Source organism: Psychrobacter sp. AT9 (genome assembly GCF_047272965.1).
In the GTDB taxonomy this organism is placed as follows: Bacteria; Pseudomonadota; Gammaproteobacteria; order Pseudomonadales; family Moraxellaceae; genus Psychrobacter; species Psychrobacter glaciei.
On record NZ_JBKOTW010000001.1, the window covers coordinates 3,049,168 to 3,075,873 of the forward strand.

The window sequence follows — 26,706 nt, forward strand, 5'->3', positions numbered from 1 at the left end:
TTTAATAACATAAAACTTACCGTTGAATTTTAAACAAAAAAAACCGCTGAATAATCAGCGGTTTTTTATGGCTTAGCAAAATAAATTGACGCGATAAGCGTAACTTATTCAGCAGAATCAGCAGCTTGTTCAGTAGAATCAGCAGCTTGTTCAGTAGAATCAGCAGCTTGTTCAGTAGAATCAGCAGCTTTCTTGTTACGGCCACCAAACGCACCAAAGCGTTTGTTAAAGCTAGCAACACGACCTTCGGTAGAAGTTTTACGTTGCTCACCAGTATAGAATGGATGCGACGCACTTGAGATATCAAGTGGGTAGTATGGGTATTCTTTACCTTCGTATTCACGAGTGGCTTTGGTTTTAGCCGTTGAACGAGTCAAAAAGAACACGTCAGCGTTAGTGTCGTGGAACAAAACTTCTTGGTAATCAGGATGGATATCTTTACGCATAATAAACTCTCTATGTCCGATGTATTTACAGTTTTATTGACAATGTGTCGAAGCCTTTATAAAGAAACTCTTATAAAAAAGTTCTTATAAAGAAGCTCTCATAAAAAAGCACTTATAAAACTGAGCATACGTAACTGAGGCACTAAGGACGTTTGCAAGGCTGGCAGCTGCGTCACTGGCTTATTCCAGCACCCAACACCATACCTCTGCTTACCTAGCCTTCCCCAGCGGGAAAATTAAACCGCGATTTTAACGGTTTTTGGCGTTTGATGCAAGCAGCAGTTGCGATCATCATAGAGGATAAAGCACCAGCAAACTGACAATGTTATTGAGATAAGTATTCTATGCTATTATAATATTTGATTAGATAAACCACTTAATAACGACAAAATTTGTAGATTATTTAAATAATACCTGCTTTTTAGGGCGTGTCCTCATTTTAAAAATGGTGATAAAAATGAGATAAATTGCAGTCAAACGAGGAAAATAGCGCAGATAATATCAGGATATTAACCAGCTATTTAACGATGCTTGGCAAAATTTAGCCATTTTTAGCCCGTTTAGATATGATCAATTGAATTGAGGACACGCCCTAGTATTGAGTTTTTAGTATTAAGATTCATAAAATATTAGCCGTGTTGCCCATAGCCTGCTTTTATAAATACTTACTGCTATTATGACAAACGTCACCTCAGTGACCATTTAATACTCGTAAATTAATCATCGTTAAATTAACGGTTATTAAATGAAGTACTCCTCATTAACAGTCACTAAATAAGGATAATAAACAATGATAAATACTGCCCTAAAAACTACCACGAAAGCCCTACTCATCAGCTCAGCACTTGCGGTCACCACCATGGCAAGCGCGGCATTACCTAGCCAATGGCAATTAGATGACTCACATACCCGTGTTGGTTTTTCTGTCAATCACTTAGGGTTTTCAACGACCATGGGTCGCTTTAATGATGTGCAAGGTGTGGTCAATTACGATATCAAAGCCCCTAGCAAAACCAATATGAGCTTTACAATTGCAACCGATAGTATCGATACCAATTGGGATGCCCGTGATAAGCATCTAAGAACGGATGAATTTTTTAATGTGGCTAAATACCCAGCGATGACTTTTAAATCTACCTAAGTCACTTTTAGTAACCCACAACAAGCCAAAGTAACGGGTGATTTCACCATGCTTGGCCAAACCAAGCCCCTCACACTAGATGTAACGTTAAATAAAATCGCCAACAGCCCTCTTACGAAAGAGCCAGTCATCGGTTTTCGTGCTACTGGTATCATTGATCGCGCAGCCTATGGTATGACGGCATTTGCTGCCGGCATTACTACCGCTGTTCCCATTCAAATCGATGGTGAATTGGTACAGAAAACAACAAAATAGCGCTGAAATACTTTTTAAAAAACCTTTACCTAAAAAAGCAGCCACTATGATGGCTGCTTTTTTTCAACTTGAAACCTACTTGTTTTATTTAGTTTTAACAATGTGCCAAACGCCAAGCTTGTTATCGCCGTCGGTATCGCCAACTTTTGTATCATTGGCATAAAAGTATAAAGGCTTACCATTGACAGCCCATTGATATTTACCGTCTTCCCGTTGGAAAGCGGCAAACTCACCAGAAGCTTGGGCATTGCTAGGAGCCATAAAAGCTGGCCAAGCTAATAGACATGCTGAGCCACACTCTGATTTGTTCATGGAGTCTTTGTCAAAGGTATATAGCGTCATTTTGTTGGTGGCATCCACTAACATCCCATTCATACTGGCAACTGGCGCTTTATTGCTCATGGTAGCTTGTACGTCATGCATGCCTGAGTCGTCATTGCCAAACACATTGTTTAGCGTCGAACAACCCGTTACGGTCAACACACTGGCTAGAGCAGATAACATCAGAATACGTTTCATAATCACTTCCTTGTATTTAAAAGTATTTAAAAAAAACATCTCATTAATCTAAATTTTTATTGAACTAAATTTTTATTGAACATGGTGTTCATTAATTATCAATATTGCAATCTGCTGATTTGTGCGATAGTTAAGTCATACGCTCAGACAGTTGCTTTACTTTCATAGGCTTTACTTTCATACGCTTTACTCTCACAGAGGATTTCAAGTCGTTTTACTATAGCATATGCTCTAAAACGGTCGTTTTTTCCAGAATATAAACTTACAAAAACCTGCGAATATTACAAATTAGTAAACCATGACGTGAATCTTATGAGTGAAGGTATTTCATGTTGATGGACGTTCAAAATAGTGATGATACTTGAATGATGCTAGGCATCTCATTTCTATTTTTGTTTTTCATGGTCAGGACAGTCCATCGCAATTTGTTGACAAAACTAATGCATCTACTTACGTATTTGCCATCATATGCACAATAGGTTTTCGTAAAATAGCGCTATAAATGATAAGCAGTATATGAGAAGAGCCATATAATCGAAAGTATGACTATAGCGGTCTCATATGAATGTTGAACTTGACTGTATCCGCACGCATATCAATAGCTACAACAAGATTCAAGATACTGACATGATCAGAAACTTATATGCCCAAACAATTATATGAATAAGCAGAGCATGTCCCGACGCTGATGCTATCAAGGATATAACAACGACAATGACCGATAATTTTAGCAAAAACGCCTCTCAAGCCATCCTGCACGATACTGAATCGCAGAATACTGATGCTCAAGATATTGATCTCAAAGATATCGAATTTTCAGAGACTAAACTTGATACAGCAGCGGCTGCCACAAAGGACGAGCTATCTAAAAAACGCGTCGGCATTCTAGGCGGCGGTACTGCAGGGGCAACGATTGCTATTCGCCTCGCTGCATTAGGGCTTGAGACCTACGTCTTTGAAAAGAAAAAGTCGCTTATCGATGGTCCACCAATGTGCCATTTGCACGCGGGTGGTAATCTATACCGTGAAATCCCTGACGAAGATTGCGTTGCTTTGCTTAAGCAGTGTATTGATATTCTGCGCCTTTATCCTTATACCATCGATGTACGTCCAACCGTATTTGCTGTCCCAACGCGCGACGAAGGCTTGCCCGAAGACTTGCTCCCGCGTCTCGATATCTTGACGAATGCTTATCGCGAGCTCATCGCACAAGACAGCAATAACAAAGTACTGGGCGAACCGGAAAACTACTATCAGCTCTATAGTCATGAGCAACTGATTGCTCTGTCTGAACGTGAGCAAGTTGCGATACCGAGCACGGTTGACGAATGGGTGATACCAGTTGCCAAATATCTGGACTTGAACAAAGTGAAGTTTCCGCTCATTGTCGTGCAAGAGTATGGCTGGAATATTTTTCGTTTAGCCGCTTCTGCTCAACTCGCCTTAGAAGGCTATGAGCATGCGCATGTCTTTACCAATACGGAAATTAAGCAAGTCATGCCTGTGGATTGTGAGAACTGTACCAATGCTGATCACCATGTCACAAAATGGCGCGTCGATTACAAACAAGCGAGCCGGTCTCAACCTGAGTCTATCGAAGTCGATTACTTGGTCAATGCTTGTGGCTTTCGCACTGGTGTTATCGACGATATGGTCGGTGTCAAAGTCGAGCGTATGGTTGAGTTCAAATCTTCTTATATCACGCACTGGGGTGACGCTGGTGGACAAATACCCGAGATTATCGTGTATGGCAGTCGCGGCACGCCAGAGGGTATGGCGCAGCTAACGCCTTATCCAGGCGGTTACTTTCAAATCCACGGTATGAGTAAAGCCATCACTTTATTTACTGACGGCTTGGTCGCTTCTGATAAAGCCAGTGCACAACCTCAATTACCGCCTCAGTATGTACATTATATCGAAGATGGCTGGGACAAAGCACCGCTACAAGCCCGTAGCCAGCAAGCGATTGAGTACGTAGCAGAGTTTGTGCCTACCTTTAACAGTGCGCGCACCGTCGGTAATGCCTTATACGGCGGGCAGCAAATTCCGGGGCAGGACGATACCTTGCGGGTAGCAGATGTGAGTTTGTACTCTAATATACGCTACGCCCGCGCGGAGAATGTAAAAGCGTCGTCCACCTTAATTGCTGCTGATCAAATCGTTAATGAATTGACGACTCTTGGCTTAATAGACAATGACACAGCAGAAAATCGTAGTCGCCATGCGCATGAATGGTCATACTTGGCCCATAATGACCGCTTAACGATTGATAAAGTGGCACGCGTCTTGGCCGAAGATCGTGGTTTCCCAGCGGCGATGGCTGATGTCAATCATAGCATTCGCGAAATGGCGTTAGAGAATTTAACACCAGCTCAGCCTTAGGCGTTTGCCGTCTGTTAATACGTTCGATAAATCTGGTAGAAACCAACGCTAAAGAGTATAGAAAAAAGGAGGTCGTCGCTAGTGATTAGCGACGACCTCCTTTTTTCTTATATACAATGAGACCATTTAACAGCTTATATTCTGATCTACCTATATTTAATTGCCCGCCATTTTTTCAGTATCGATCGCATCATCTATCGTCACGATTGTCCGTAACAAATCAATCGCTTCAGCGATGGTATTACAAACTACCAAACGCTCAAGATCTTGCTGCTTCATAAAGCCTTGTTCCGTGGTATATTTTAAGTGCTCAATCATGCGATCATAAAAGCCATTAATATTCAGAATAATCATCGGCTTTTCATGTTGGTACAGCTGACGCCATGTGGCGATTTCCATAATCTCTTCGAGTGTACCAAGACCACCGGGTAAAGTAATAAAAGCATCGGCGTACTCTGCCATGACCGTCTTACGCGTGTGCATGGTATCGGTCAGATGCAGACGAGTCAGACCCTCATGGGCGATTTCGTGTTTGAGCATAAAGGTAGGAATCACACCAACAGCTTGCGCGCCGCCTTTGATAACGTCGTCAGCCACTGCACCCATTAGACCAATACTGGCACCGCCATAAACCAAACCCAACCCATTTTCTGCTAGAGCACGACCAAGCTCACGGGCTGCTTGCTCATAAACCTCACTATTACCCAGTCGTGACCCACAATAAACAGCCACCAGCGGCATCGCTAATGTTGATTTATCCACGGCTTTTTCGATATGAGTGATATCTTGGCTGGTAATAACTTCATAATTTTCATTATTAATTTTCATTTGCATATAACGCTCCTAAGTTTGCTTAGATTATTGTATTGAATGGTTCGGTAAAGGGGTTTATCGTTTGTTAGAATGACACAATATGACGTTTATCACTAACGTTAACTCGCTGTATTCTGTAGTGCTGCCACCTTTTACTCTTTCTGCGCTTTGCTGATAAGAGCTTATGATGAGGCGTTCTGATAAGGTCTAAAGTATTGTCAGCAGTCTATTAATTACGCATAATAAGCATCCGTTAAACTCACACCTATTTGTGATTTTTATATTTTTTTTTATAAGTGGTCAGTAAAAATAGCATAAATCTGGTTGCTGACAGAGAAAATCAAATAACGCTCATCATCCTGCTATTTGCTAGCGTTTATCTTAACATAAGCCGTGCTATCACGCGGTAGCAACGATTTATCGCTACGCAATGACTACATTTTTTAGCACTGACTTGCTATAAAACGTTGTAGATCCACATTCATCAATCTTCAATAAAAACGACAAAAATTATCAAGGTATTTTTATGCATAATAATCATGCGCCATCTTCTAGAACGCAACAAGGTGACACAATCGACGCTAATAATGACCATGAAAGCAACGACGATAACGGCAGCTACTCACTAAGTATCATGACTGAGCGTAATCAAGCGTTGGCAGCAACGGTTTATCGCCCTACAGAAACGGTCAAAGCCGCTGTCATGATAGCGCCTGCCACTGGTATCAAGCGTCAGTTTTATCATAATTTTGCGAGCCATCTAGCAGCGCAGGGCTTTGGTGTCCTGACCTTTGACAACGAAGGTATCGGCGAGTCACTAGCAACCGATTTGGCCAAATGTGATTCCTCACTGATAAGTTGGGGTCGTCATGACATGCCAGCCGTCCTCGATGCGTTGCAAGATGAATTTCCTGATGCTTCTTACCATCTCATCGGTCACAGCGCAGGCGGTCAGCTGATTGGTCTGATGCGCAATTATAACGCTATCGCCTCGGTGTTCAATGTCGCTTGCTCGTCAGGTTGTATCAAGAACATGGACATGCCGTATAAAATTAAAGCGATGGGTTTTATGGATGCGTTCATTCCTGTCACGAATTTCGCATTAGGTTACACCCCATCAGATAAAATCGGCATGGGTGAGCCGCTACCACGCGGCGTGGCTCGTCAGTGGCGCGAATGGTGCAATGGCTCAGGTTATATAAAGACTGCCTTTGGCAAAAGTATTCACACGCATTTTTATGATGACATTCGCATGCCAGCACTGTGGTTAGGCTTTAGCGATGACGAAATTGCGAATAGCAAAAACATCGACGACATGATTCGCGTCTATACAAAGATGCCGGTCGAAAAACGCTTTTTTGAGCCGAAAGATTTTGGATTAAGCAGTATCGGTCATATGCGTTATTTTAGTGGTCGAACCAATGCCAAGGCACCTGAGTTATGGCAAATGGCGGTAGATTGGTTAAATCAGCAACAATAACTTCCAAAACTACAGCTTCAAGCATGAATAAAAATAGAACGGCTGATAATGCGCTTTACTCTTTTGCATTTTCTACGTCTGCTGCCTTAATACGCTTCGTCAACGCTGAATAAAGCGACGGTTGCATGTTATGGATGTTACCGAGCATCCATTTCACATAGTTGATGGGCACGTCTTTAATCAGCGCCCCTTTATACTTACCAAAGGGCATCTTGCTCACGGGATTGGCTTTGTTAGAGATAGCATGTGCCGCCGCAAAATCCGTCGGCGCAATCTCTAGACGCTCACAGCAAGCTTGATAAAGTAAGTAGCACATACGCGCGTCACCTAGCGCGTCATGAGCGGCTATCGTCATTCTGCTCGCCTCAGACTTGCCCAATAATTGCTCGATACACTTAGATTGACTGTAGCCGCTCCACTCTGGGAAGGCCACGCGCGCCAGCCTCACGGTACAAATCAGCTTGGCAGAGGGACTGCCAATCACCCGCCAATCAAAACGTACGTTGTGACCAATTAAATATTTGGGCAATTCAAATTGCTCCAAATCAAAACGCTCAAGCCCAGCCACATCTTCATCCGTAATACCATGCACCCTGATGACGATTGGAGATATCGAGCGACCACTGTTGAAATATTTCATCCACTCAAATTCGCTGGCTACATTGATAGTCGCCACCTGAATCGGTCGTGGGTCACGGCCTTGATCGGTTTCGGTATCGATAACCAGCGCCGTATCAGCCATGGTAGAAATGTCCGCAGAATTAAAAGCATCAGTCATAAAAATTTAACCATCAATAGCACCATCGTGGCTGAATAGGAACAATAAATAGATAAAACTCTATCTATTGTACTTGTATTTATGGGGGTAAAAACCATAGATAACAATGCTATACACACCTTGGAAGATAGGGGTTTTATAATACTAACTCAAACTACATCAGATATATAAGAGACATCAATGCTAGCAGATGGCAATAATCGACCACCAAAGCCAACACTATTCAGCCGTTTGCTAAGCCTAATAATAAGGGCTACGGTGTTACTAGCACTGTTATTTATCTTTGATAAATTACTACCTAGCATTAGCCAACAGACACAGTCGTTTGTCGTGGCAAAATGGCAGCAACTGAGTTTATTGCAACAAGCGTTGCCAGTAGAAAACAGCCTACCCAGTCCACTACCAGAGCAGCATCTAACCGATACTTGGGGCGCAGCACGTAGCCAAGGGCGCTCCCATGAGGGCATCGATATTTTTGCAGCGCGGGGCACACCGATACAAGCTACGACGCAAGGCATTGTCAGCAAAGTTGGCGAAAATACATTAGGGGGACGCGTGGTAGTGGTGGTCGGACCGGGCGGCGCAGGACATTATTACGCCCATCTAGAGGATTATGCCGACATCGTACCCAATGACTGGGTCAATGCTGGTGATATCATTGGCTATGTTGGCAACAGCGGTAATGCTAAAGGAACGCCAACCCATGTGCATTATGGTATTTATATCAATGGCAGCGCAGTGAACCCCTACCCACTTTTACAAAAAGATTAAGGCGCATCGGCAGAACGTACATAAGCGCTAGGAAATACTGCACTAAAGGTCGAGCCTTTGCCTTCTACCGACTCTATGGTTAGTTGCGCCTCATGTTGATATAAGACATGTTTTACAATTGCCAACCCTAAGCCTGTACCACCCGTAGCACGACTGCGTCCGCTATCGATGCGATAGAAGCGTTCCGTCAAGCGCTCGATATGTTGGGGCGCAATACCGAGACCATCATCTTCGACGGCAAAGCGGCAGCCTTCCGATGTTTTTGTCCAGCTGATAGCGATGTTGCCACCCTTTGGCGTGTATTTTATAGCATTAATCACCAAATTGGATAAGGCGCTTGTTAAGTACATCTCTGAGCCATACAATCCATCATAAGTGTCTATCTGCAAATGAATAGTATGACCATATTCTTGGTTATACGCCTGCGCATCATCATAGATATGCGTCAGTAACTTGGTCATATCGATATCATTTAGCTCATGCGTCTCTTCTATTTCGATGCGAGACAATAGCAATAAGTCATTTACAATCCTATTCATACGAGCAGTCTGCTGGGTCATTAGCTCAAAGCCACGCCGCCACTGCGGGGGCATATCCTCTTGATCAGAGAAATTTTCTAGATAGCCCATCAGTACGGTCAATGGCGTACGCAGCTCATGCGAGACATTGGCCACAAAGTCACGGCGCATTTGCTCCAAATGCTGCAAGCGGGTCACATCATAAATTATCAGTAGTTTTTCATCGCCGAAAGGCGTCAGTTCACACTTTAGATAACGTTTAGGGTCTCGCCATGACACCATGTGCACACCATCGCTCGGTGGCGTGATAGCCTGATAATACTGGCGAAATTCAGGCACGGTGATAAAGTCAAAAATGCTTTGACCTTTGTTGCTTGACTGCAATAACAATAAATCTTCCGCTGCCTGATTCCACCATTCCAAACCATCATCATCATTGAGCAAAATGACCGCATCCCGTAGTGCTAGTAAGGCACTGCGGATTTTTTTGAGTTGATTTGTTGTATTGTGCTGGGCAACTTGCGCTTGCTCACCCTGTTGCTCATTTTTTATCGGCATTATCGTCATCGTTATCCTTACTACTGTCTTCTGCGTTGTTTTACGCTTGCCACGACTTGTTCTGTCTTGGTCTAATTGGATTCAATCAAGCTGGAAAACCGATACCCAGTACCGCGCACCGTTTGTATCAGCGTAGCACAGTCATAAGGCTGTAGTAATTTACGTAAACGCCGAATATGGACATCAATCGTTCGATCTTCAATATAGACATTGCCGCCCCAAACCTGATCTAGCAGCTGTGTCCGTGTATACGCACGCTCTGGATGACTCATAAAAAATGCTAACAACCGATACTCTGTCGGGCCGATATCAATGAGCTGACCTGCCGCCGTTACGCGCTGGCTTTTGGGATCTAAGCTAAGCTTGCCGATTTCGATAGGCTTGTCGGCGCTCAATGTACTACTACGACGTAGCACTGCCTTGATTCTTGAGATTAATTCCCGTGTCGAAAAAGGCTTGGTCATATAGTCATCAGCACCCGCATCAAGACCATGAACCTTACTGTCTTCCTCACTTTTGGCCGTTAGCATAATAACCGGTATCTCAGCGAGCAAATCGTCGTTCTTGAGCATACGACAAAAATCAATACCACTTTTTTCGCCGGTCAGCATCCAATCCAATAATATGAGCGCCGGACGGTGATCGACCACTTGCTGATGCGCCTCTGATGCGTCGGCAGCCTGTAAACTATCAAATCCAGCCATCTCTAACGTCATCACAATCATTTCACGAATCGCAGGCTCATCCTCGACGATCAAAATTTGCTCATTGTACATACGGCAACCTTATTATTATAGTCAAAATATCAGCGTTCAAAAAGTTAGCATTCAAAAAATCAAGATACAGAAAGAGGCGATAAACACTCGCCCGTTTCTACTTATTAAACGGACTAATTATGACAGCTTGATGACAGATAATTTTTATACTTCTAATAAAAAGTTTAAGGGCCCATCATTGACGCTGGCAACTTGCATATCAGCGCCAAACTGACCAGTGGCAACATTGTGATGCTGAGTGTTGGCATAATCAACCAGTTGTGCAAACAGCACTTGAGCAGCATCAGGTGCCATCGCGCCACCAAAGTCAGGGCGACGACCCTTGTCTGTTTTTGCCATCAAGGTAAACTGCGACACCAACAGTAGTCCGCCACAGACCTGTTGCACATTTTTATCCAGTTTACCGACCTTGGCAGGATCTTCATCGTTTTCAAAAATACGATAGGCCAAGATTTTGTCGATCATGCGTTGGGCAGTTTGCAGGCTATCTTCATGCCCCAAGCCAATATATGCCAATATCCCATGATCGATTTTGCCAATACAATGCTGATCGACGACGACGCTGGCATGGCTCACTCGTTGTATAAGTGCTTTCATTTACTGATTCCTTAACAGATTATGCTCAGACAATAATATGCTGTCCATGATAAAATACAGCCATTAACTTGCCTAATTTTTATTCTTATTTCCAATCCTATTTTGGTAGCCTTATTATGAATGTATTTACCACCTTACAACAGCTTGTCCCGCAGCAGCAGCTGAGTAAAGTCGCTGGGCGTCTAGCCGCCAGCCGTCATCCGTACGTCAAACGTGCCTTTATTCGTGGCTTTGCCAAAGCTTACGGCGTCAGCTTAGGTGAGTATGAACGTCAGAGCTTTAATGCTTATGAGAGCTTTAATGACTTTTTTACCCGTGAGCTCAAAGAAAATGCACGTACTATCGACAGCAGCGCCAACGGTATTGTCAGTCCTGCTGATGGTATCATCTCGCAGCTAGGTCAAATTGAAGACCATAAATTACTGCAGGCAAAAGGTCGTCATTATGATGTTGGCCAATTACTTGCTGACAGCGAAGATGGTAGCTACTTCGCTGATGGTAGCTTTGCGACTGTTTATCTCGCACCCAGTAATTACCACCGTGTGCATATGCCATTTGCGGGTACATTAACTAAGACCCGATATGTGCCAGGTACACTATTCTCTGTCAATAATACCACGGCCGCTAACGTGCCGGATTTATTTGCTCGTAATGAGCGTTTGGTTTGTTTATTTGATACAGAATACGGCAAAGCTGCCGTGGTAATGGTCGGCGCTATGATTGTCGCTGGTATCGAAACCGTCGCCACTGGCAAAATCAGCCGCACTGAGGACATCCAAGAATCAGAGCACAATATGAGCTTTGAAAAAGGCGCTGAGCTTGGACGCTTTTATTTGGGTTCAACGGCGATTGTCGTTTTACCAAAAGCCGCAAAAGCGGATTGGCAGGACAGCATGAAAGCCAATAGCGTGGTAAAAATGGGACAGTTATTGGGTCAAGCAAAAACTCAGCAAGCTTAATTTGTAAGAAGCTCATAATACTGAAAAGCCCAGTTAAACGTAGATAATGACGTTTGACTGGGCTTTTTAATGGCTGTTAGTTTGTACTACTTCCATTTTGTATTGCTTGTTTTTACTACTTTAGGCTCCCTTTTCCAAAAGCCTTTATCAATATCGAAAGTGCTTATGGATAGGATAAGCAAATAGGATGTTTTCCTCCTGCGTACCACTTCCGATATTATGAATAATCAGCGGCGTACCATCAGCAGCTACTTTATCTGAGACGATACCGATGTGCGGCAAGTTACCCTTTGGCAGCCGCCATGACACAACGTCTCCCGCTTGAAAACTGCCTTTATCGGTCGTAGATAACGTCTGTCCATGACGCGCAAAAAACGTTTCAAGGTTGGGCACGCGTCGATGATCGATATTTTTGTCCGTTGACTTTAAGCCCCAAATCTTTGGGTAGTCCGACCAACTTGATTTCATGTCATGGTTGACCAACTGCTGCAAATCCACATTTTGCAAACGATAAGCACGGACAATCACATCGGTACAGACGCCAGTCTCTATTGGTACATCGCCACGCGGAAAGTCCAGCTTACGGTAAGTAGGATCATAACTCACCGTGACACCAATCTGTTTTTTAGCATCGTGCGCCAATTTATCGCCATCACTGATAGGAGCAAGCGCTTGCGCCATTTGCGCTAGTCCCAGCATGCTGACAAAGGCTAGCGATTTGCACCATGTTTTATAGTTCTTAAATAAGTGCATGGAACCTCTCTATTATTATTGACACTATTCAATATAAAGGTTTTAAACAGCGTCAAACGTTGCGAGTCAGTAACAAGGTGATGTTATCAATTTATTTATCAACCAACCACCCTTGCTGGGTCGCGTATTCAATGTGTTGTGATAACCAATCATGGATAATCGGAAAGCTGTCTTTGATAAATTCATGCGCGCCAGCCACTTGCGAGCGTGCAACACCAAGCTCAATCCACGTTTTGCCCTCAGTATTTAAATTAAGCAAAAATGGCAATAAACGATCGACCACTCTAAGTAGATCAGCCTCTTTACTATTACCTGTCTCCTGCTCTTCCCAGATCTCACTTAAATCAGTAATACCGTTACCACGCTCGCGTTGTAATCGAGCAATACCCTCGCGCTCTTCGAGGTGCGCATCACGACGGGTATCAGCATATAAAAAAGTATCGCCCGCATCAATCTCACCCAAATCATGCACCAGTGCCATCTTAAGCAATTTTTCATGATTGACGTCCAACTCAAACAATTCAGCGATTGACCAGCATGCCATTGCTAGATGCCACGAGTGCTCAGCAGAGTTTTCCAAGCGAGTCGTCCCCGTCACATAGCTGCGTCGATTGACACGTTTTAGGGCATCAAGCTCTAATAAGAAATGCGTGACGTCATCTATCTTAATATTTGCGTCGCGCGTTGGATCGGTCAATGTTATAGGTATGTTTGAGGACATATTTCTCTCTGGTTAAATGCAATACAGCGCCTGTCTTATCAAGCGCTGTTTTCACGAAAATAATTTATATTAATTGAAACAATAACGCTAAGAGTTTGTCATTCATTCTCAACCCTTTATCGCATCCGCTACTTAATCAAATTACTAATAGTCTTAAAAGCATGGTCTTGGCTACTGCGGCATAATTCAAACAGAATGGATTCTACTGTCGTAATCACGCCGCCAGCGCGTCGAATACGGCGAATGGCTTGTTTTTTGTCATAAGGAAAGCGCGACCCAACGGCATCACCAATAATAACTGGCTGCATCCCATTATCCAATAAATCCAGCGCCGTTTGCATGACGCACACATGGGCTTCGACACCAAATAATAGGACAATGCTTCGATTTTGCTGCGCTAGATAATGCCATGAATCATTATTATCACAAGCACTAAAGGTAACCTTTTCAAAGCTTTTGGTATTGTCGCCTTCTAATACTTCACGTATCTCAGGTAGCGTATCGCCCAAACCTTTTTTGTACTGCTCGTTGAGCATAATTGGGATGTTCAGGGCTTGTAGACCTTTGATCAAAGTGACTGTCTTTTTGACGATATTTTCATGGTCATAAATATGCGGCGTTAAGCGTTCTTGAACATCGATTATCATCGCTTGGGTATTTTCGCGAGCGATTCGATAGGTACGATCGGTAATCATAGTAGACATGGCACACTCCTTGTACGGCTGACTTTATTGTTAAAGGCTATGTTAGTTTTATCATTGATATTGTCTTTATTAGCCTTATGCTCATTTAGTCATAGTTTGCTGAGTGCGTCAATGGAGATAGTCTCTAATAATGATTAATAACAATTCATCACGTTTGATTCATATTGCTTAGCGTAGGTTTTCGATTATGAATAGCCAATAACTATATATTATGACGCCTAGCATTGCGTAATAAAGACTGTTTTTGAGTCATAACTATGACCACACCGAAAATCATACCAACACATAAGGTCAGAAGATAATACACCATATAGCTGAGCGTGTTTATGAAAGCAACAAACATACTGGATAAGAGGATGGTCAATATGACAGCCACAGTAGCACCATATATTTCTCTATATTTTTTGTTAAAAATCTTATAAATAACTAATGTTATCGCAATACCAAACATGCCTAATATAGCGCCCCAAGCACCCGCCATGTCCATATCATAATAGAGAGCCCCTAAAATATTGGAAAAAATGCCACATATAAAAAAGGTAATCATAAAACGTGCAGGACCTAATACTTTTTCTAAAATATAACCGACTGAAAAAAGCATCGCCAAACTCATTACTAAATGTATAATCCCTGCGTGTACAAAAAGCGATATCACTACTTGCCAATATTGACCAGCTTGCAGCGCGTCCATCGTCAACCCACCTACACTATTTACCTGTCTGGATAAAGGGTTAATAATATCCATACCCATGAATACGGTAAGTATAAATGCACCTATACAGGTCAGTATTAACACCAACGTTGCAGGTCGTTTTTTATTACTTCTAAATAAAGTTACTAGGCTTTTTGATACATCACTCACTGGTGCTCGTTTTTTTACGGGCTTTTGTTTTTTGATAGGTGTACGTTTTCGCGTGCCCTTTTTTTCTTGATTATCAATATCTGCTGCAAGAATAAGCAAAAAGCATAGCCCCATGCCGATAAAAAATGAACCAAATCCCCAGACAAAGTCACGATCTAAACTGTCAACGAATATCTCTGATTCAGGTACTAACACCAAGGGTGGTAAATTAGACTGCTTATTAGTTTTAGAGATAGTATACAAATAGGCGCTTCTGTCATTTGATGACTTCAGCTTTCTAAAATATCTGATATTAGAGAGGTCAGCAGCGGCGTATCTATAGCTCGAGTCATTAATAAACGCTGAGTATTGTCTGTCTTTAATGTTTTGATCTGCACGATTATCGTATTTCGTGTGGTAGCTAGAACCTAGCCAGATATTATCAGCAGCGGTAAACGGTGTAACAATGTAATAATCAATATGCAATGTCGATTCGAAGTATCGTCCATTGACTACTACTTGTGTCTCTATATAAGAAACTCTCTCTGATTTTACTGGCTCAACATTACCAACTTTGAAGTATTTTTGTTTTGGATAGTGACGGATATCGTTCAAGCTGTCTACTTCAATGATCTCGTAAGCCGCTTTGGATAAATAGTTTTGGCTGATCAAAAGCGGTATCGCTAATGCTAAAACCATCGCAACAAAGAAACAGCTCGAACTACTGCGCTTATCCGACGTTAAAGTCAAAAGCTCGTATCTCGGCCACATCCAAATAGTAATGACCAAGACGGATAATAAACAAGGAATGATAAAATCCCAGTAGCCTTCTTTTAAAGGTAGAACATCTAAATAAATATCTAGCAACCAACGCAAAGCACCAAAGAGTAAAATGGTCAGAATACTCAAACCCAAATAAGGTAAAAATACCTGCTTTAATTTTAGTTTAATCGATCCTTTGGGACGTTTGGCTTTCTGTTCTTTGCGCTTAGCAAGTTTACGTCTTTCCTGTTTACCTACTCTGCTTCTGTTTTTATTCTTATATCTATATTGGCTTTGCTTATTGTTATCATCCATGCCCTATCACCATTCATTTACAATGAACCACGTCCTAATTTTGTTAGCCTTTTTCACTCCACCAATAACGATATGATTGAATTCAACATACTTATTTACATTGTTTTATTTTATGCGGGCACAAAAAAGCGCCTCCAACATTAAGTGAGAGGCGCTCATTTTACAAGACATTAATATAAAATTGATCAACAAATATCAGTTTTATTAATATTTACTACTATTTGGAAGTCAGACTAAAATTAAACACGCTCAATAATAGTCGCAATACCTTGGCCAAGACCGATACACATGGTCGCTAGACCGATTTCAGTATCTGATTGCTCCATCGCGTTTAGCAAGGTAACCGTGATACGAGCACCAGAACACCCTAGTGGATGACCTAGCGCAATCGCGCCACCGTTGATGTTGACGATGTCTTGCTTGTCCGTCAAGTTCAAGGCTTTTAATACTGATAAGCCTTGCGCTGCGAACGCTTCGTTTAGCTCGATGGTTTGCATATCATCGATGCTCATACCAGCACGCTTAAGTGCTTTTTGCGTAGCAGGTACAGGACCGTAACCCATGATAGCGGCATCACAACCAGCCACAGCCATGCTGCGAATACGAGCGCGTGGCTTAAGACCTAGCTCTTTGGCTTTTTGGGCGCTCATCACTAGCATTGCAGACGCACCGTCAGATAATGCAGATGATGTTGCAGCAGTTACTGTACCACCTTTAGGATCAAAGGCTGGACGTAGATTTTGCATTTGCTCCATCGTAGCATCAGGGCGAATCACTTCATCAACGGTACATAGTTGCAAGCGACCAGCAGCATCATGACCTTCGATACCGATGATTTCATTGTCAAAACGACCTTCAGTGGTCGCAGCCCATGCACGGCGATGAGACTCAAGACCAAAGGCATCTTGCTCTTCACGGGTGATGCCATTCATACGACCTAGCATTTCAGCAGTTAAGCCCATCATGTTTGAAGCTTTTGCATAATGCTTTGATGCTTCAGGGTTGAGATCAACGCCATGCATCATGCCGACGTGACCCATGTGCTCTACACCACCGATGATGAACACATCACCTTGATTGGTCATGATTTGGGCAGCGGCAGTGTGTAGCGCCTGCATAGAAGAACCACATAGACGGTTAACGGTTTGACCGCCAGCAGTCTTTGGAATACCAGCCAGCAGACCGATGTTACGACCGATGTTTAGACCTTGCTCTAGCGTTTGGTTGACACAACCCCAGATGATGTCTTCAACGTCGCGTGGATCGAAATCGTTACGTTCAACCAATGCACGTACCAATTCAGCAGACATGCTATCAGCGCGAACGTGACGGAACATGCCGTTTTTGGTTTTACCCATTGCTGAGCGTACGCCATCTACGATGACCACGTCTTTTGGACTTAAAATTGTCATACTATCTTCCTTTTCAATTTTTATTGTCAGTGTAGTCAGTCCACTTTAGTGCTATTACCTCGTCAATCTCGCTTAAAGTACAATACGTACATTAGCGCTTGAGTTCCTTGTACTAGCATTAAATGAAACTCACTATAATCGTACGTTCACTATTGGAGACGATTCATGTCTCAATTGCTCTTAGCCTAAATAGCAAACGTACGGCACTTCATCCTAGTAGTGACTGCCTATTACGCTGTGGCGTAAAAGGTCTCGCCTGCTGCTGCCATATCGCGAATTTTTTGCGGCGCTTCATAGGCTTTGCCAAGATGGGCGTATTTTTCACACAATGCCAAGTAGTTATCTAGACCCATTTGGTCGACATAACGGCAAGGACCACCGCGGAATGGCGGGAAACCAACGCCCATAATCATCGCCATATCAGCTTCAGATGGCGTGCTAACGATATTGTCTTCTAGGCAGCGCACGGTCTCATTACAGAAAGCCAGCATGGTACGGTCGATAATCGCTTGATCATCAAAGGTTTGCTTGTCGCTATCTGTCGTGGTTTTGAGTAGCTCATAAGTGGCTTCGTCAGCAACTTTCTTTGGCTTGCCGCGCTTGTCCATTTCGTACTTATAGAAACCAACACCGTTTTTCTGACCTAAGCGTTTGTTTTCATATAAAAGCTCAATCGCGCCTTTATAATCAGGCTTCATACGGTCAGGGAAACCTTCTGCCATGACTTCTGCGCCATGTACACCCGTATCTAGACCAACGACGTCGATTAGGTAAGCAGGACCCATCGGCCAGCCGAATTTTTCCATGACTTTATCAACATGGACGAAATCAGCACCTTGCTTAAGCAGCAAATCAAAGGCGCCAAAGTATGGAAACAATACGCGGTTCACAAGGAAACCTGGGCAGTCATTCACGACGACAGGCACTTTGCCCATTTTTGTGGCCAAAGCAACGGTCGTTGAAATAGCTTCTTCAGAAGATTTTTCACCGCGAATAACTTCTACTAGCGGCATACGGTTTACTGGGTTGAAAAAATGCATACCAACGAAGTTTTCTGGACGCTCTAACGCTTCAGCTAAGAAAGTAATAGAGATAGTCGAAGTGTTTGACGCTAGGATACAATCGTCTTTTACTAGACCTTCTACTTCTTTAAGAACCGCACGTTTGACGTTTGGATTTTCTACCACTGCTTCGATAACGATGTCAGTCTCAGCAAAATCACCATAGTTAAGCGTTGGACGGATACGGCTTAAGGTTTCGCCCATTTTTGCTGGGGTCATTTTGCCGCGATCGACCATTTTGCCAAGTAGCTTGCTGGCTTCGCCCATACCAAGGTCTAATTGCTCAGACTTGATGTCTTTCATGATGATTGGCAAGCCTTTGCTGGCTGCCTGATAAGCGATACCGCCACCCATGATACCAGCGCCTAGTACAGCCGCTTCATTGATTTCGTGTGCTTGCTTGCTGTGCTGCTTCGCTAATTTCTTAACCAATTGATCGTTTAAGAATAGACCAACCAAGCTTTCTGCTTGTGGAGTTTTCGCCGCTTTTGCAAAATAGGTCGCTTCAACGTCGATCGCTTTGTCACGTGATAAATTCACATGCTTTTCGATTGCTTCGATCGCGAGCGCTGGTGCTGGATATTGCTTAGGATTTGCTTTGGCAAAGATCATACCTTTGGCACTGTTGAATGCCATGGCTTGCTCAAGCTGATTTAGCTTAACAGGAACCAGTTTTTCTTCACGTTTTGCTTTCCAATCAAGCTCACCTGAGATACATTTTTTGACCAAGTCAATTGCTGCATCTTGCAAGTCATCAGCAGGAACCGTCGCATCAACCAAGCCTAGCTTTAGTGCTGCTAGTGCTTTTTTAGGAGCGCCAGTCGCGATAAGCTCAAGCGCATTGTCGATACCAATGATACGCGTACTACGAACCGTACCACCAAAACCTGGGAAGATGCCTAGCTGAGTTTCTGGCAAACCAATAATCGCTTTGTCACTCATGACACGGTATTCACAAACCAATGTCATCTCACAACCACCGCCCATTGCAGCGCCATTGATGGCAGCTACTTTTGGAAACGGCAAGTCTTCAAAACGATTGAAAGCGTCATTAACATGAACGACCCAATCTTTGATCTCGCTTTCTGACTTTTTGAAAGAACCGACGAATTCTGTGATGTCAGCACCAGCGATAAACACGCCTTTCGCCGAAGTTACGATAAGACCTTTTACGTCATCAGCTTTTTCTAAAGCGGTGACGGCTTCACCAAACTGTTTGTTGGTTTCGGCATCAAACTTGTTCACGCTCTCATTTTCGGCGTTGTACTGCATATTGGCGATGCCATCCTCTAGCATTGTCACCGTGATGCGATTTCCTTGGTATACCATCTGAAACTCCTTTCTATATAACGAAAGCTACGTTTTAAATTAAAATAAATAGCCAGTTACTGTTAGTAAAATGGGTAATAGCACTGTGCGCCTGTTGTGTCATAAAAACCAACACAGAGTCTACGCACGAGTGAAGATGTCTTTATTATCTAGCGCTCATGATGATGCACTTATTTTGCGTTTCTTACATGACATCATATGACACTTCATTTATATAATTTCTTTCAAGGTGCTGCTGTTGCAAGTGTTGATGTTATAAATATTGACTGAGATATGGTGCGATATGAGGCATCGACGACCAAATAACCTGAGTAAAAACCTATTGCCATCGTCACCAGATCATTTTCACGTCAATTAGTGTAGGGGATTATGCCCCTCACTGTCACAAGCTAATGCCATACTCGCAAGTCACTCTTAAATCGCTTGCAGGCATTTACCTTACGCTAAAAGTTATTTAGTGAACAACTGTATACTGAGTTATCGAATTGAATCACTAACTTAGATAAACAATGAACCTAATATTGAATGAGTACCATCTCAAAGATGGTAGACCGTTGGTGCTATCCAATTAATTGTACCTCGCTTAGCTTGCTCTTTTATCAGAACATATTCAACCAATGAGTGAAATCATCTGTGCGTAACGAAATCTTGTTGTTATCTTTCGGCTGAAGTAAGCCTTGTCCCAAAAAGACCGCAACAGAAAAGTGTCAAAAACAATCGATTGATACTCTGTCTCACACAAGCAATATAATCGTTCATGCTACACTAACGATATTTTTATTACTCCTCTGATAAATGGTTGGATTATGACTGTTTCTTCTACGCCAAGCGTTATGCCTACTAGCTTTAAGTCTTTTAATCGCTCTGACAGCAGAACCGATAGCAATGCCAATAATAGCACCCAGCAATTCCATAGTGCTGTGCGCGAGCAATTGGCGCAAGACATCGACGTGCTGTTTGCTTATGCCCAGTTACCAAGCCCACTGTTGGATGCTTGCCGTTATGTGATGACGGGTCAAGGTAAATTGGTGCGTCCACTACTGGTCGCCAGCGCCTTTGCCAATGTGAATGATCACAGTGATAAGAGTATTGATAATAAGTTTGATACAGATACGGCAGTCAGCGATGAATTAGCCTCGTTATTAGAAAACGACTCAGATTATGATATGGCGCGCCGTGCAGCATTGGCGGTAGAGCTATTGCATACCTATTCGTTGGTGCATGATGACTTGCCCTGTATGGACGATGATGACCTGCGCCGTGGTCAGCCAACGGCTCATATCGTCTTTGAAGAATCGACCGCCCTACTCGCCGGTGACGTATTACAAACGCTAGCTTTTGAAGTATTGACCGCAGAGCTACCTACCTTTGCACCTTATGACTCAAATATTGCAAGCCAGCTACTCGCTATATTTGCGCCACGTGCCAGACGTATGGTCTCGGGTCAAATGCTGGATCTAAATGCAGAAGCCAGTGACAGCATCTCACAAACAGACTTGGAATCCATCCACCGTGACAAAACAGGCGCGTTAATTGAAGCTGCCATGCTTATGGGCGGCATCTGTGCTGGCGCGACGGCTCCTCAGCGCATGGCACTGCAAGAGTGTGCACAGCATATTGGGCTGGCCTTTCAAGTTCAAGACGATATTTTAGATGTGACCACCAGCACCGATACGCTTGGCAAACCTGCTGGTAGCGATGAAAAACTAGACAAGTCTACTTACGTGAAACTAATGGGTGTGGATCAGGCGACCAGCTATGCGCAATCGCTGTTTAATGATGGGCGCGCTGCTATCATTCGTGAAATGAGTAGTGGTGAGTTGAGTAGTAGCACCGACAACATTGACAACGATGCGCTATTGGCACTGATTGAGTGGCTCTGGTCGCGTAAAAAATAGCCCTATAAAGATGGCACTATAAAAGATAAGTTAAATAATTTACCCATCAAAATAGCAATGAGTGGTCAACATGGACAGTATTCCTACTCCGCGTATTTACCTTGGCACTGGCGGCTATAGCGATACCGACTTGCTCGGTACACTGTATCCAACGGGCACAAAGAAAACGGACTTTTTACGTGAGTATGCCAAGCAATATGGGGCGGTGGAGATTAATAGCAGCTTTTACGCACCTATTGGACAAAAAGCCTTTGCTGGGATGGTTAATAAAGCTTATGTACAAGCCGACAGCGAGTTAAAGTTCGCCGTTAAGCTGCATCAAAACTTTACTCATGTACGCAAAGGCACTGCCGAACACGCACAAGCATTTTTAAACGCCCTATCTCCGCTTATCGAAGCAAATGCTTTAGCACCTTTGCTACTCCAGTTCCCTCACGGCTTTGACCGTACTCGCGAGCATCGTCTCTATCTAGCAGAACTTGTCAGTTGGTTTCAAGACTACCCACTCACCATTGAGTTTCGTCATAACGCTTGGCACACACCGCAAGTAGTCGATAGCTTTCGGCAGCAAAGTCTCATTTGGTGCAGCGTTGATTATCCTAAGGTGAATGGCCTACCACCATCACGATTGATATTTACCGAACGCACTGGCTATCTGCGCATGCATGGCAATAATCTGAATTGGTGGGATGCGATGAGCGCGGCTGATCGTCATGATTATCGTTATAGCGAAGCGGAGATGCAGGACTGGGCACAAGCGATTGCTAATCAGCGCCAGCACTTTGATACGTTATATATCTTCTTTCAAAATACTACTAAAGCACATGCGTATTATAATATTGCGATGCTGCGTGAGGCATTATCTGCTCACCATTTTGAGGTTCTCTAAAAAATATACTGATATAAAGCTCAATCCTTACTCGATAATGAACAAGTAGACAACCATGGATTCACTCAGTCAGATTGTTTTAGGCGCTAGTGTACAAGGTGCGGTACTGGGTAAATACCAAGGACGCAAAGCCTATCTATATGGGGCCATGCTAGGTACTTTGCCTGATTTGGATGTCTTAATACATTATCCTGATCCCATCAGCAATATGACGTATCACCGTGGTTTTAGTCATTCGCTAATTGTCTTGACGGCAGTCGGCATCGTAGGCGCATTGGCAATCAGCCGCTATCATCAATGGCGCGATATGCCTTTGCCCTACTCTACTAAACGTTTAGCCCTAGCGATGACTTTGGCGCTGACAACGCATCCACTTTTAGACAGCTTCACGGTCTATGGCACGCAATTACTGTGGCCGCTGCAAGAGTCTCTGTCGCTGACGCCTTTTAGTATTGCGTCGATGTTTATCATCGATCCGCTATATACGTTGCCACTGCTCATCGCCATGATCGTAGGACTGACAAAAGGAAGCAAGCTTGGTATTTTTAAAACTGGCGTATTAGCTCATTGCCAACGGCTTGCCATTTGGATGTTGGTTATCAGTAGTGGTTATTTGATGCTGTCGTTAGGTCTAAAATATTACGCGCAAGACAAAGCTGAGCAAACCTTAGCAGTTGCCAAAATAGACAATATAGTCCGTATCAAAACCATGCCTGTCCTACCTACTATCCTGATGTGGCGTACAGTCGCTAAAGACGATCAAAACAGATTGATTGAAATACGCGGTAGCGTTTTAGACAGTCGCTTGCCTGAGTATCGCTATCTGACGCAGTATGACAACTCGCAGATGCTACGTGCAAACCTGCCAACCGCGAGCCAGCCCTATGCGCACAGGCTGGATTGGTTCTCTGGTGATTGGACAGGCTACCGAACTCAAACAATGCTTGATGACGCTGCCGAGCCAAACAAGCAAGACATCCAGTTGGTCGTTGATGACCTACGTATGATGGCGGGCGACACGGCATTCTTTAGTTTTGTATTGGCTAATAAAACAGGACAAGCGTTGCCGTGGCAATCTGTTACGCCTATAGACGCACCCATTGTCAAAACGGATGGTGAACCTGAAGTATCGCGCATTGAGTTGGTGAAACAAGGGTTTGTGAGAGTGTTCGATGAGTCGGTTGTGGATGGAGATGATGGATGGAAGTTTGTAACTAAGTATTAAGAATATTTTTGATAGAATAAGTTAACATAGGTTTTATCCGAACTTTGGTCTGACCCTAGTTACAGTAGCATTAGTAAAAGAATAATAACGTTTTCAGACACCCACATTATTTTTACAAAAGGATTCAATCATGGATATTCCAATTAATAGAGAATTAATAAAAAGAGAACAGATAAATACTGATGACATAATTGCGAAAATTGCAACAGGTCAGTCTATACTATTTACAGGTGCCGGATTTTCTAGTCTTACCGAGAATGTCAATTCAGAAGAACCTTCAGCAGCGAAAGACTTGGCTCATGAAATATGTATTTTAGGTGGTTTTCCTGAAGATGATGATTTACGCTTTGCAACTGATTATTTTATTGAAAATAACAGCAAATCCAAATTGGTACAACTATTAAAAAATAAATACACTATTAGAAACACTAATAGCGTACATGACACCATATGTACTGCTAATTGGAAACGTTTTTACACAACAAATTATGATAAAAGTATTGAGATAGCATCTGCAAATGTTGGGAAATTAGTTGAATGTATAGACGTAAGCTTCCCTACGAGTACGTATTATAAAAAAGATAGCCTGTGCATACATTTGAATGGATCTATAGATAGTTTGAATGAAGATAGTATTGAAAGCACCTTTAAATTATCGACTTCGTCTTATATATCACCTGAATCATTTATCGATTCTGATTGGAACTATTATTTTAGGAAAGATTTAGAGCGCTGTAGCGCAATTATTTTTGTTGGTTATTCTATGTATGATATTGAAATTCAAAAAATTCTATACGAAAATAGTTTACTGCGAGAAAAGACATACTTTATTACACGCGAAAACCCAGCTCCGAAAACCTTATTCACTTTAGCGAAATTTGGAAATATAGTTCCAATTGGTGTAGATGGTTTTGCAAAATTAATTGAAGATAATAAAGATATTTTAGATGGGTATGATTCAGATTATAATCTTAAATCTTTAGCTTTATACGAGTTATCGCGTGATAGAGTTGAAATTCGAGATGCCGATGTAGAAGCAATGATAATGTATGGTCACACTAATATTACTTCAATTGATGACGCAGTATTAGGTGAGCAAAGAGTTCCTTACATTGTTGTCCGAAAACGTTTGGAATTAGTCAAAGATTTTATTCATTCTGGTAAGAATATAGTTCTATATAGTGATATGGGCAATGGAAAGAGTATTTTTATTGCCCAGATACATGCTTATTTAACAGCTCTATCTATAGAATGCTATTATGTGCATGATGTAGAAGGTGATTTTATGTCAGATATTGATTATCTATCAAAGAAAGGTAATAAAATAGTTGTTACTTTAGATGGTTATGAACGTTATCAAGATTTGATTAAACACTACGCATATTCTCTTCCTGATAATATAAGTATAATAGCAACCTCGCGTACTGGAGATCACGAAAACCTTCGCCCTTATTTAAGAAGTATAAAATTTGATTATAATGAACTGAGTTTAGATACTTTGTATAAAGAAGAAGTTTCTGAACTTGTTGAAATTATTGATAACTTAGGTATGTGGGATGATAAAGCTGGCTTCTCTACAGATAGAAAAATTAAGTTTATACAGAATAAACATAATTCTCAGTTATCATTAACTCTACTGCACCTATTTAATGCACCTCAAATTAAAGAACGTATTTCCAAAGAAATATCTCCTCTTCTCATTACCAACGATATAAAAGATACAATATTTGCTATAGCTTTAGCTGAGATTATTGACACGCCATGCACATTTAGTATGATCTCTGAAATATCTGGTAATGATAAAATATATGACTCTAAACTCAAAACTGATAAAAACTTTAACAATTTATTTCATATAGATGAATATGGAGTAAAAACAAAATCCAGCCTCTTTTGTTTGTCAATAATTAGAAACTACTTTTCTCCTACTTATGTAACTTCTACTCTACAGAAAATTGCAAAACGTTTTAACCACTACAACTCTAAAGATTATGAGCAAAGTAAAGTATTTTACTCAACCTTGAGATTTTCATTTGTAGAAAGGCTTTTATCGGATACGAATAAAAAAGCAAGTCTAAAAACATACTATGAAAATTTAAAGGTCTCAGTGAGTTGGTTAAAAAGCGATCCACATTTTTGGCTACAATATGGAATGGCTCAAATTACATTTAAAGAATATGGTAAAGCTCAACAATTTTTGAATCAATCTTATGCTTTGGCCTTAAAAAAGGATTCTAATTACTATACAAACTATATAGATAAGCAACAATCAAGATTATTTATCTTGGTAGCTATGGAAGAGAATGAGTCACACAAAATATATGATAATTTTTCAAAGGCGCACTTGATACTTGATAAACTAGAAAACGATGTCTATAAATTCAGACAAGTTTCAATGTACAGAGATTTTTACGTAGCATGTTTTTCTAAATTATCTAAAGGTAATCAAGTAGCATTCCAAAGAGCTTGTCAAAAAATGATAAGATCAATTATTCTTTCAGTTGATAAACATGAAATAGACTTATCTCAGCAAATACCTATAAGAAAATCAAAAGAAAACTTAGAATTTATTTTAGAATCAATTTCTAATTTAACTAGCGCCTAGCATTCAGCTTAGTACCTCAAACCGAAAAAGGACACCTCACTGTGTCCTTTTCTCTCATCCAAACCCTCAGCAACTCAAAATTTTTATCTTTCAAATCTACAGAAACCCAGCTCATACATTTATCTAAAAATAAGCCTACAGAACCGCTCTACTCATTGTCTTTGCACACTGGTAATGTCTGTATCGTTAATTAAACAT

21 protein-coding genes and 1 pseudogene are annotated in these 26,706 nt (G+C 42.1%); 9 read left to right on the forward strand and 13 right to left on the reverse strand.

Annotation, left to right across the window (positions count from 1 at the left end; translation table 11 throughout):
• Nucleotides 1-104: 104 nt before the first annotated feature.
• Nucleotides 105-446: a type B 50S ribosomal protein L31 gene (locus ACMFL8_RS12745; RefSeq protein ID WP_413191187.1), complete on the reverse strand. Its 342-nt coding sequence runs from the start codon at nucleotides 444-446 to the stop codon at nucleotides 105-107.
• An 859-nt stretch (nucleotides 447-1,305) separates the two neighbouring features.
• Between ACMFL8_RS12745 and ACMFL8_RS12750 the strand changes: the two are divergent.
• Nucleotides 1,306-1,842 (forward strand): annotated as a pseudogene (locus ACMFL8_RS12750) (YceI family protein).
• Between the two features lie 84 nt (nucleotides 1,843-1,926).
• Here the strand turns inward: ACMFL8_RS12750 and ACMFL8_RS12755 are convergent.
• Nucleotides 1,927-2,361 (reverse strand): hypothetical protein, encoded by a 435-nt coding sequence (locus tag ACMFL8_RS12755; protein WP_413191188.1) that lies wholly within the window; start codon nucleotides 2,359-2,361, stop codon nucleotides 1,927-1,929.
• A gap of 714 nt (nucleotides 2,362-3,075) precedes the next feature.
• On the opposite strand from ACMFL8_RS12755, the gene ACMFL8_RS12760 reads away from it, so the two are divergent.
• Nucleotides 3,076-4,743 carry an FAD-dependent oxidoreductase gene (locus tag ACMFL8_RS12760; RefSeq protein ID WP_413191189.1) on the forward strand — a complete coding sequence of 556 codons (1,668 nt, stop codon included), beginning with the start codon at nucleotides 3,076-3,078 and terminating at the stop codon, nucleotides 4,741-4,743.
• A gap of 156 nt (nucleotides 4,744-4,899) precedes the next feature.
• Here the strand turns inward: ACMFL8_RS12760 and ACMFL8_RS12765 are convergent, their stop codons facing one another.
• Nucleotides 4,900-5,577: a TIGR00730 family Rossman fold protein gene (locus ACMFL8_RS12765; protein ID WP_201593202.1), complete on the reverse strand. Its 678-nt coding sequence runs from the start codon at nucleotides 5,575-5,577 to the stop codon at nucleotides 4,900-4,902.
• Nucleotides 5,578-6,082: 505 nt separating this feature from the next.
• Here ACMFL8_RS12765 and ACMFL8_RS12770 point away from each other — a divergent pair.
• Nucleotides 6,083-7,036, forward strand: a complete 954-nt coding sequence (locus ACMFL8_RS12770; protein ID WP_413191190.1) for an alpha/beta fold hydrolase — start codon at nucleotides 6,083-6,085, stop codon at nucleotides 7,034-7,036.
• Between the two features lie 55 nt (nucleotides 7,037-7,091).
• Here the strand turns inward: ACMFL8_RS12770 and ACMFL8_RS12775 are convergent, their stop codons facing one another.
• Nucleotides 7,092-7,814: a putative quorum-sensing-regulated virulence factor gene (locus ACMFL8_RS12775; protein ID WP_413191191.1), complete on the reverse strand. Its 723-nt coding sequence runs from the start codon at nucleotides 7,812-7,814 to the stop codon at nucleotides 7,092-7,094.
• Nucleotides 7,815-7,994: 180 nt separating this feature from the next.
• On the opposite strand from ACMFL8_RS12775, the gene ACMFL8_RS12780 reads away from it, so the two are divergent.
• Nucleotides 7,995-8,585 (forward strand): M23 family metallopeptidase, encoded by a 591-nt coding sequence (locus ACMFL8_RS12780; protein WP_413191192.1) that lies wholly within the window; start codon nucleotides 7,995-7,997, stop codon nucleotides 8,583-8,585.
• Here the strand turns inward: ACMFL8_RS12780 and phoR are convergent.
• From phoR to dtd, 3 genes are all read right to left on the reverse strand, one after another.
• Nucleotides 8,582-9,670, reverse strand: a complete 1,089-nt coding sequence (phoR, locus tag ACMFL8_RS12785) for a phosphate regulon sensor histidine kinase PhoR (protein WP_227679659.1) — start codon at nucleotides 9,668-9,670, stop codon at nucleotides 8,582-8,584. The two genes, ACMFL8_RS12780 and phoR, sit on opposite strands and share 4 nt — an antisense overlap.
• A gap of 62 nt (nucleotides 9,671-9,732) precedes the next feature.
• The gene (gene phoB, locus ACMFL8_RS12790; protein WP_010200659.1) at nucleotides 9,733-10,437 is read right to left on the reverse strand and encodes a phosphate regulon transcriptional regulator PhoB; all 705 of its coding nucleotides are present in this window, start codon (nucleotides 10,435-10,437) and stop codon (nucleotides 9,733-9,735) included.
• Between the two features lie 144 nt (nucleotides 10,438-10,581).
• Nucleotides 10,582-11,034 carry a D-aminoacyl-tRNA deacylase gene (gene dtd / locus ACMFL8_RS12795; protein ID WP_201593198.1) on the reverse strand — a complete coding sequence of 151 codons (453 nt, stop codon included), beginning with the start codon at nucleotides 11,032-11,034 and terminating at the stop codon, nucleotides 10,582-10,584.
• A gap of 116 nt (nucleotides 11,035-11,150) precedes the next feature.
• On the opposite strand from dtd, the gene asd reads away from it, so the two are divergent.
• On the forward strand, nucleotides 11,151-11,993 hold the full coding sequence (gene asd / locus ACMFL8_RS12800) for an archaetidylserine decarboxylase (protein ID WP_413191193.1): 843 nt from the start codon (nucleotides 11,151-11,153) through the stop codon (nucleotides 11,991-11,993).
• A gap of 147 nt (nucleotides 11,994-12,140) precedes the next feature.
• Here asd and ACMFL8_RS12805 read toward each other — a convergent pair whose 3' ends face one another.
• The 6 genes from ACMFL8_RS12805 to fadB form a co-directional block, all read right to left on the reverse strand.
• Complete coding sequence (locus ACMFL8_RS12805; protein ID WP_352309407.1) at nucleotides 12,141-12,746, reverse strand: DUF1287 domain-containing protein; 606 nt, start codon at nucleotides 12,744-12,746, stop codon at nucleotides 12,141-12,143.
• Between the two features lie 91 nt (nucleotides 12,747-12,837).
• On the reverse strand, nucleotides 12,838-13,467 hold the full coding sequence (locus ACMFL8_RS12810) for an HD domain-containing protein (protein ID WP_352309406.1): 630 nt from the start codon (nucleotides 13,465-13,467) through the stop codon (nucleotides 12,838-12,840).
• A gap of 128 nt (nucleotides 13,468-13,595) precedes the next feature.
• A complete protein-coding gene (locus ACMFL8_RS12815) occupies nucleotides 13,596-14,171 on the reverse strand; it encodes an isochorismatase family protein (RefSeq protein ID WP_413191194.1) in 576 nt (191 codons plus the stop codon).
• Between the two features lie 202 nt (nucleotides 14,172-14,373).
• Nucleotides 14,374-16,089, reverse strand: coding sequence for a rhomboid family intramembrane serine protease (locus ACMFL8_RS12820; protein WP_413191195.1), 1,716 nt, complete (start codon nucleotides 16,087-16,089; stop codon nucleotides 14,374-14,376).
• A 239-nt stretch (nucleotides 16,090-16,328) separates the two neighbouring features.
• Nucleotides 16,329-17,501 carry an acetyl-CoA C-acyltransferase FadA gene (gene fadA, locus ACMFL8_RS12825; protein ID WP_189586714.1) on the reverse strand — a complete coding sequence of 391 codons (1,173 nt, stop codon included), beginning with the start codon at nucleotides 17,499-17,501 and terminating at the stop codon, nucleotides 16,329-16,331.
• Between the two features lie 230 nt (nucleotides 17,502-17,731).
• Entirely contained in the window at nucleotides 17,732-19,891 is a 2,160-nt protein-coding gene (gene fadB / locus ACMFL8_RS12830) for a fatty acid oxidation complex subunit alpha FadB (protein WP_010200671.1), read from the reverse strand.
• A gap of 806 nt (nucleotides 19,892-20,697) precedes the next feature.
• On the opposite strand from fadB, the gene ACMFL8_RS12835 reads away from it, so the two are divergent.
• The 4 genes from ACMFL8_RS12835 to ACMFL8_RS12850 all read left to right on the forward strand — a co-directional run bounded on the left by ACMFL8_RS12835 (nucleotide 20,698) and on the right by ACMFL8_RS12850 (nucleotide 26,508).
• A complete protein-coding gene (locus ACMFL8_RS12835; RefSeq protein WP_413191196.1) occupies nucleotides 20,698-21,789 on the forward strand; it encodes a polyprenyl synthetase family protein in 1,092 nt (363 codons plus the stop codon).
• A 70-nt stretch (nucleotides 21,790-21,859) separates the two neighbouring features.
• Entirely contained in the window at nucleotides 21,860-22,678 is an 819-nt protein-coding gene (locus ACMFL8_RS12840) for a DUF72 domain-containing protein (RefSeq protein ID WP_413191197.1), read from the forward strand.
• Nucleotides 22,679-22,733: 55 nt separating this feature from the next.
• Nucleotides 22,734-23,903 (forward strand): metal-dependent hydrolase, encoded by a 1,170-nt coding sequence (locus ACMFL8_RS12845; protein ID WP_413191198.1) that lies wholly within the window; start codon nucleotides 22,734-22,736, stop codon nucleotides 23,901-23,903.
• 130 nt (nucleotides 23,904-24,033) lie between these two features.
• Nucleotides 24,034-26,508: an SIR2 family protein gene (locus ACMFL8_RS12850; protein WP_413191199.1), complete on the forward strand. Its 2,475-nt coding sequence runs from the start codon at nucleotides 24,034-24,036 to the stop codon at nucleotides 26,506-26,508.
• Nucleotides 26,509-26,706 lie beyond the last annotated feature (198 nt).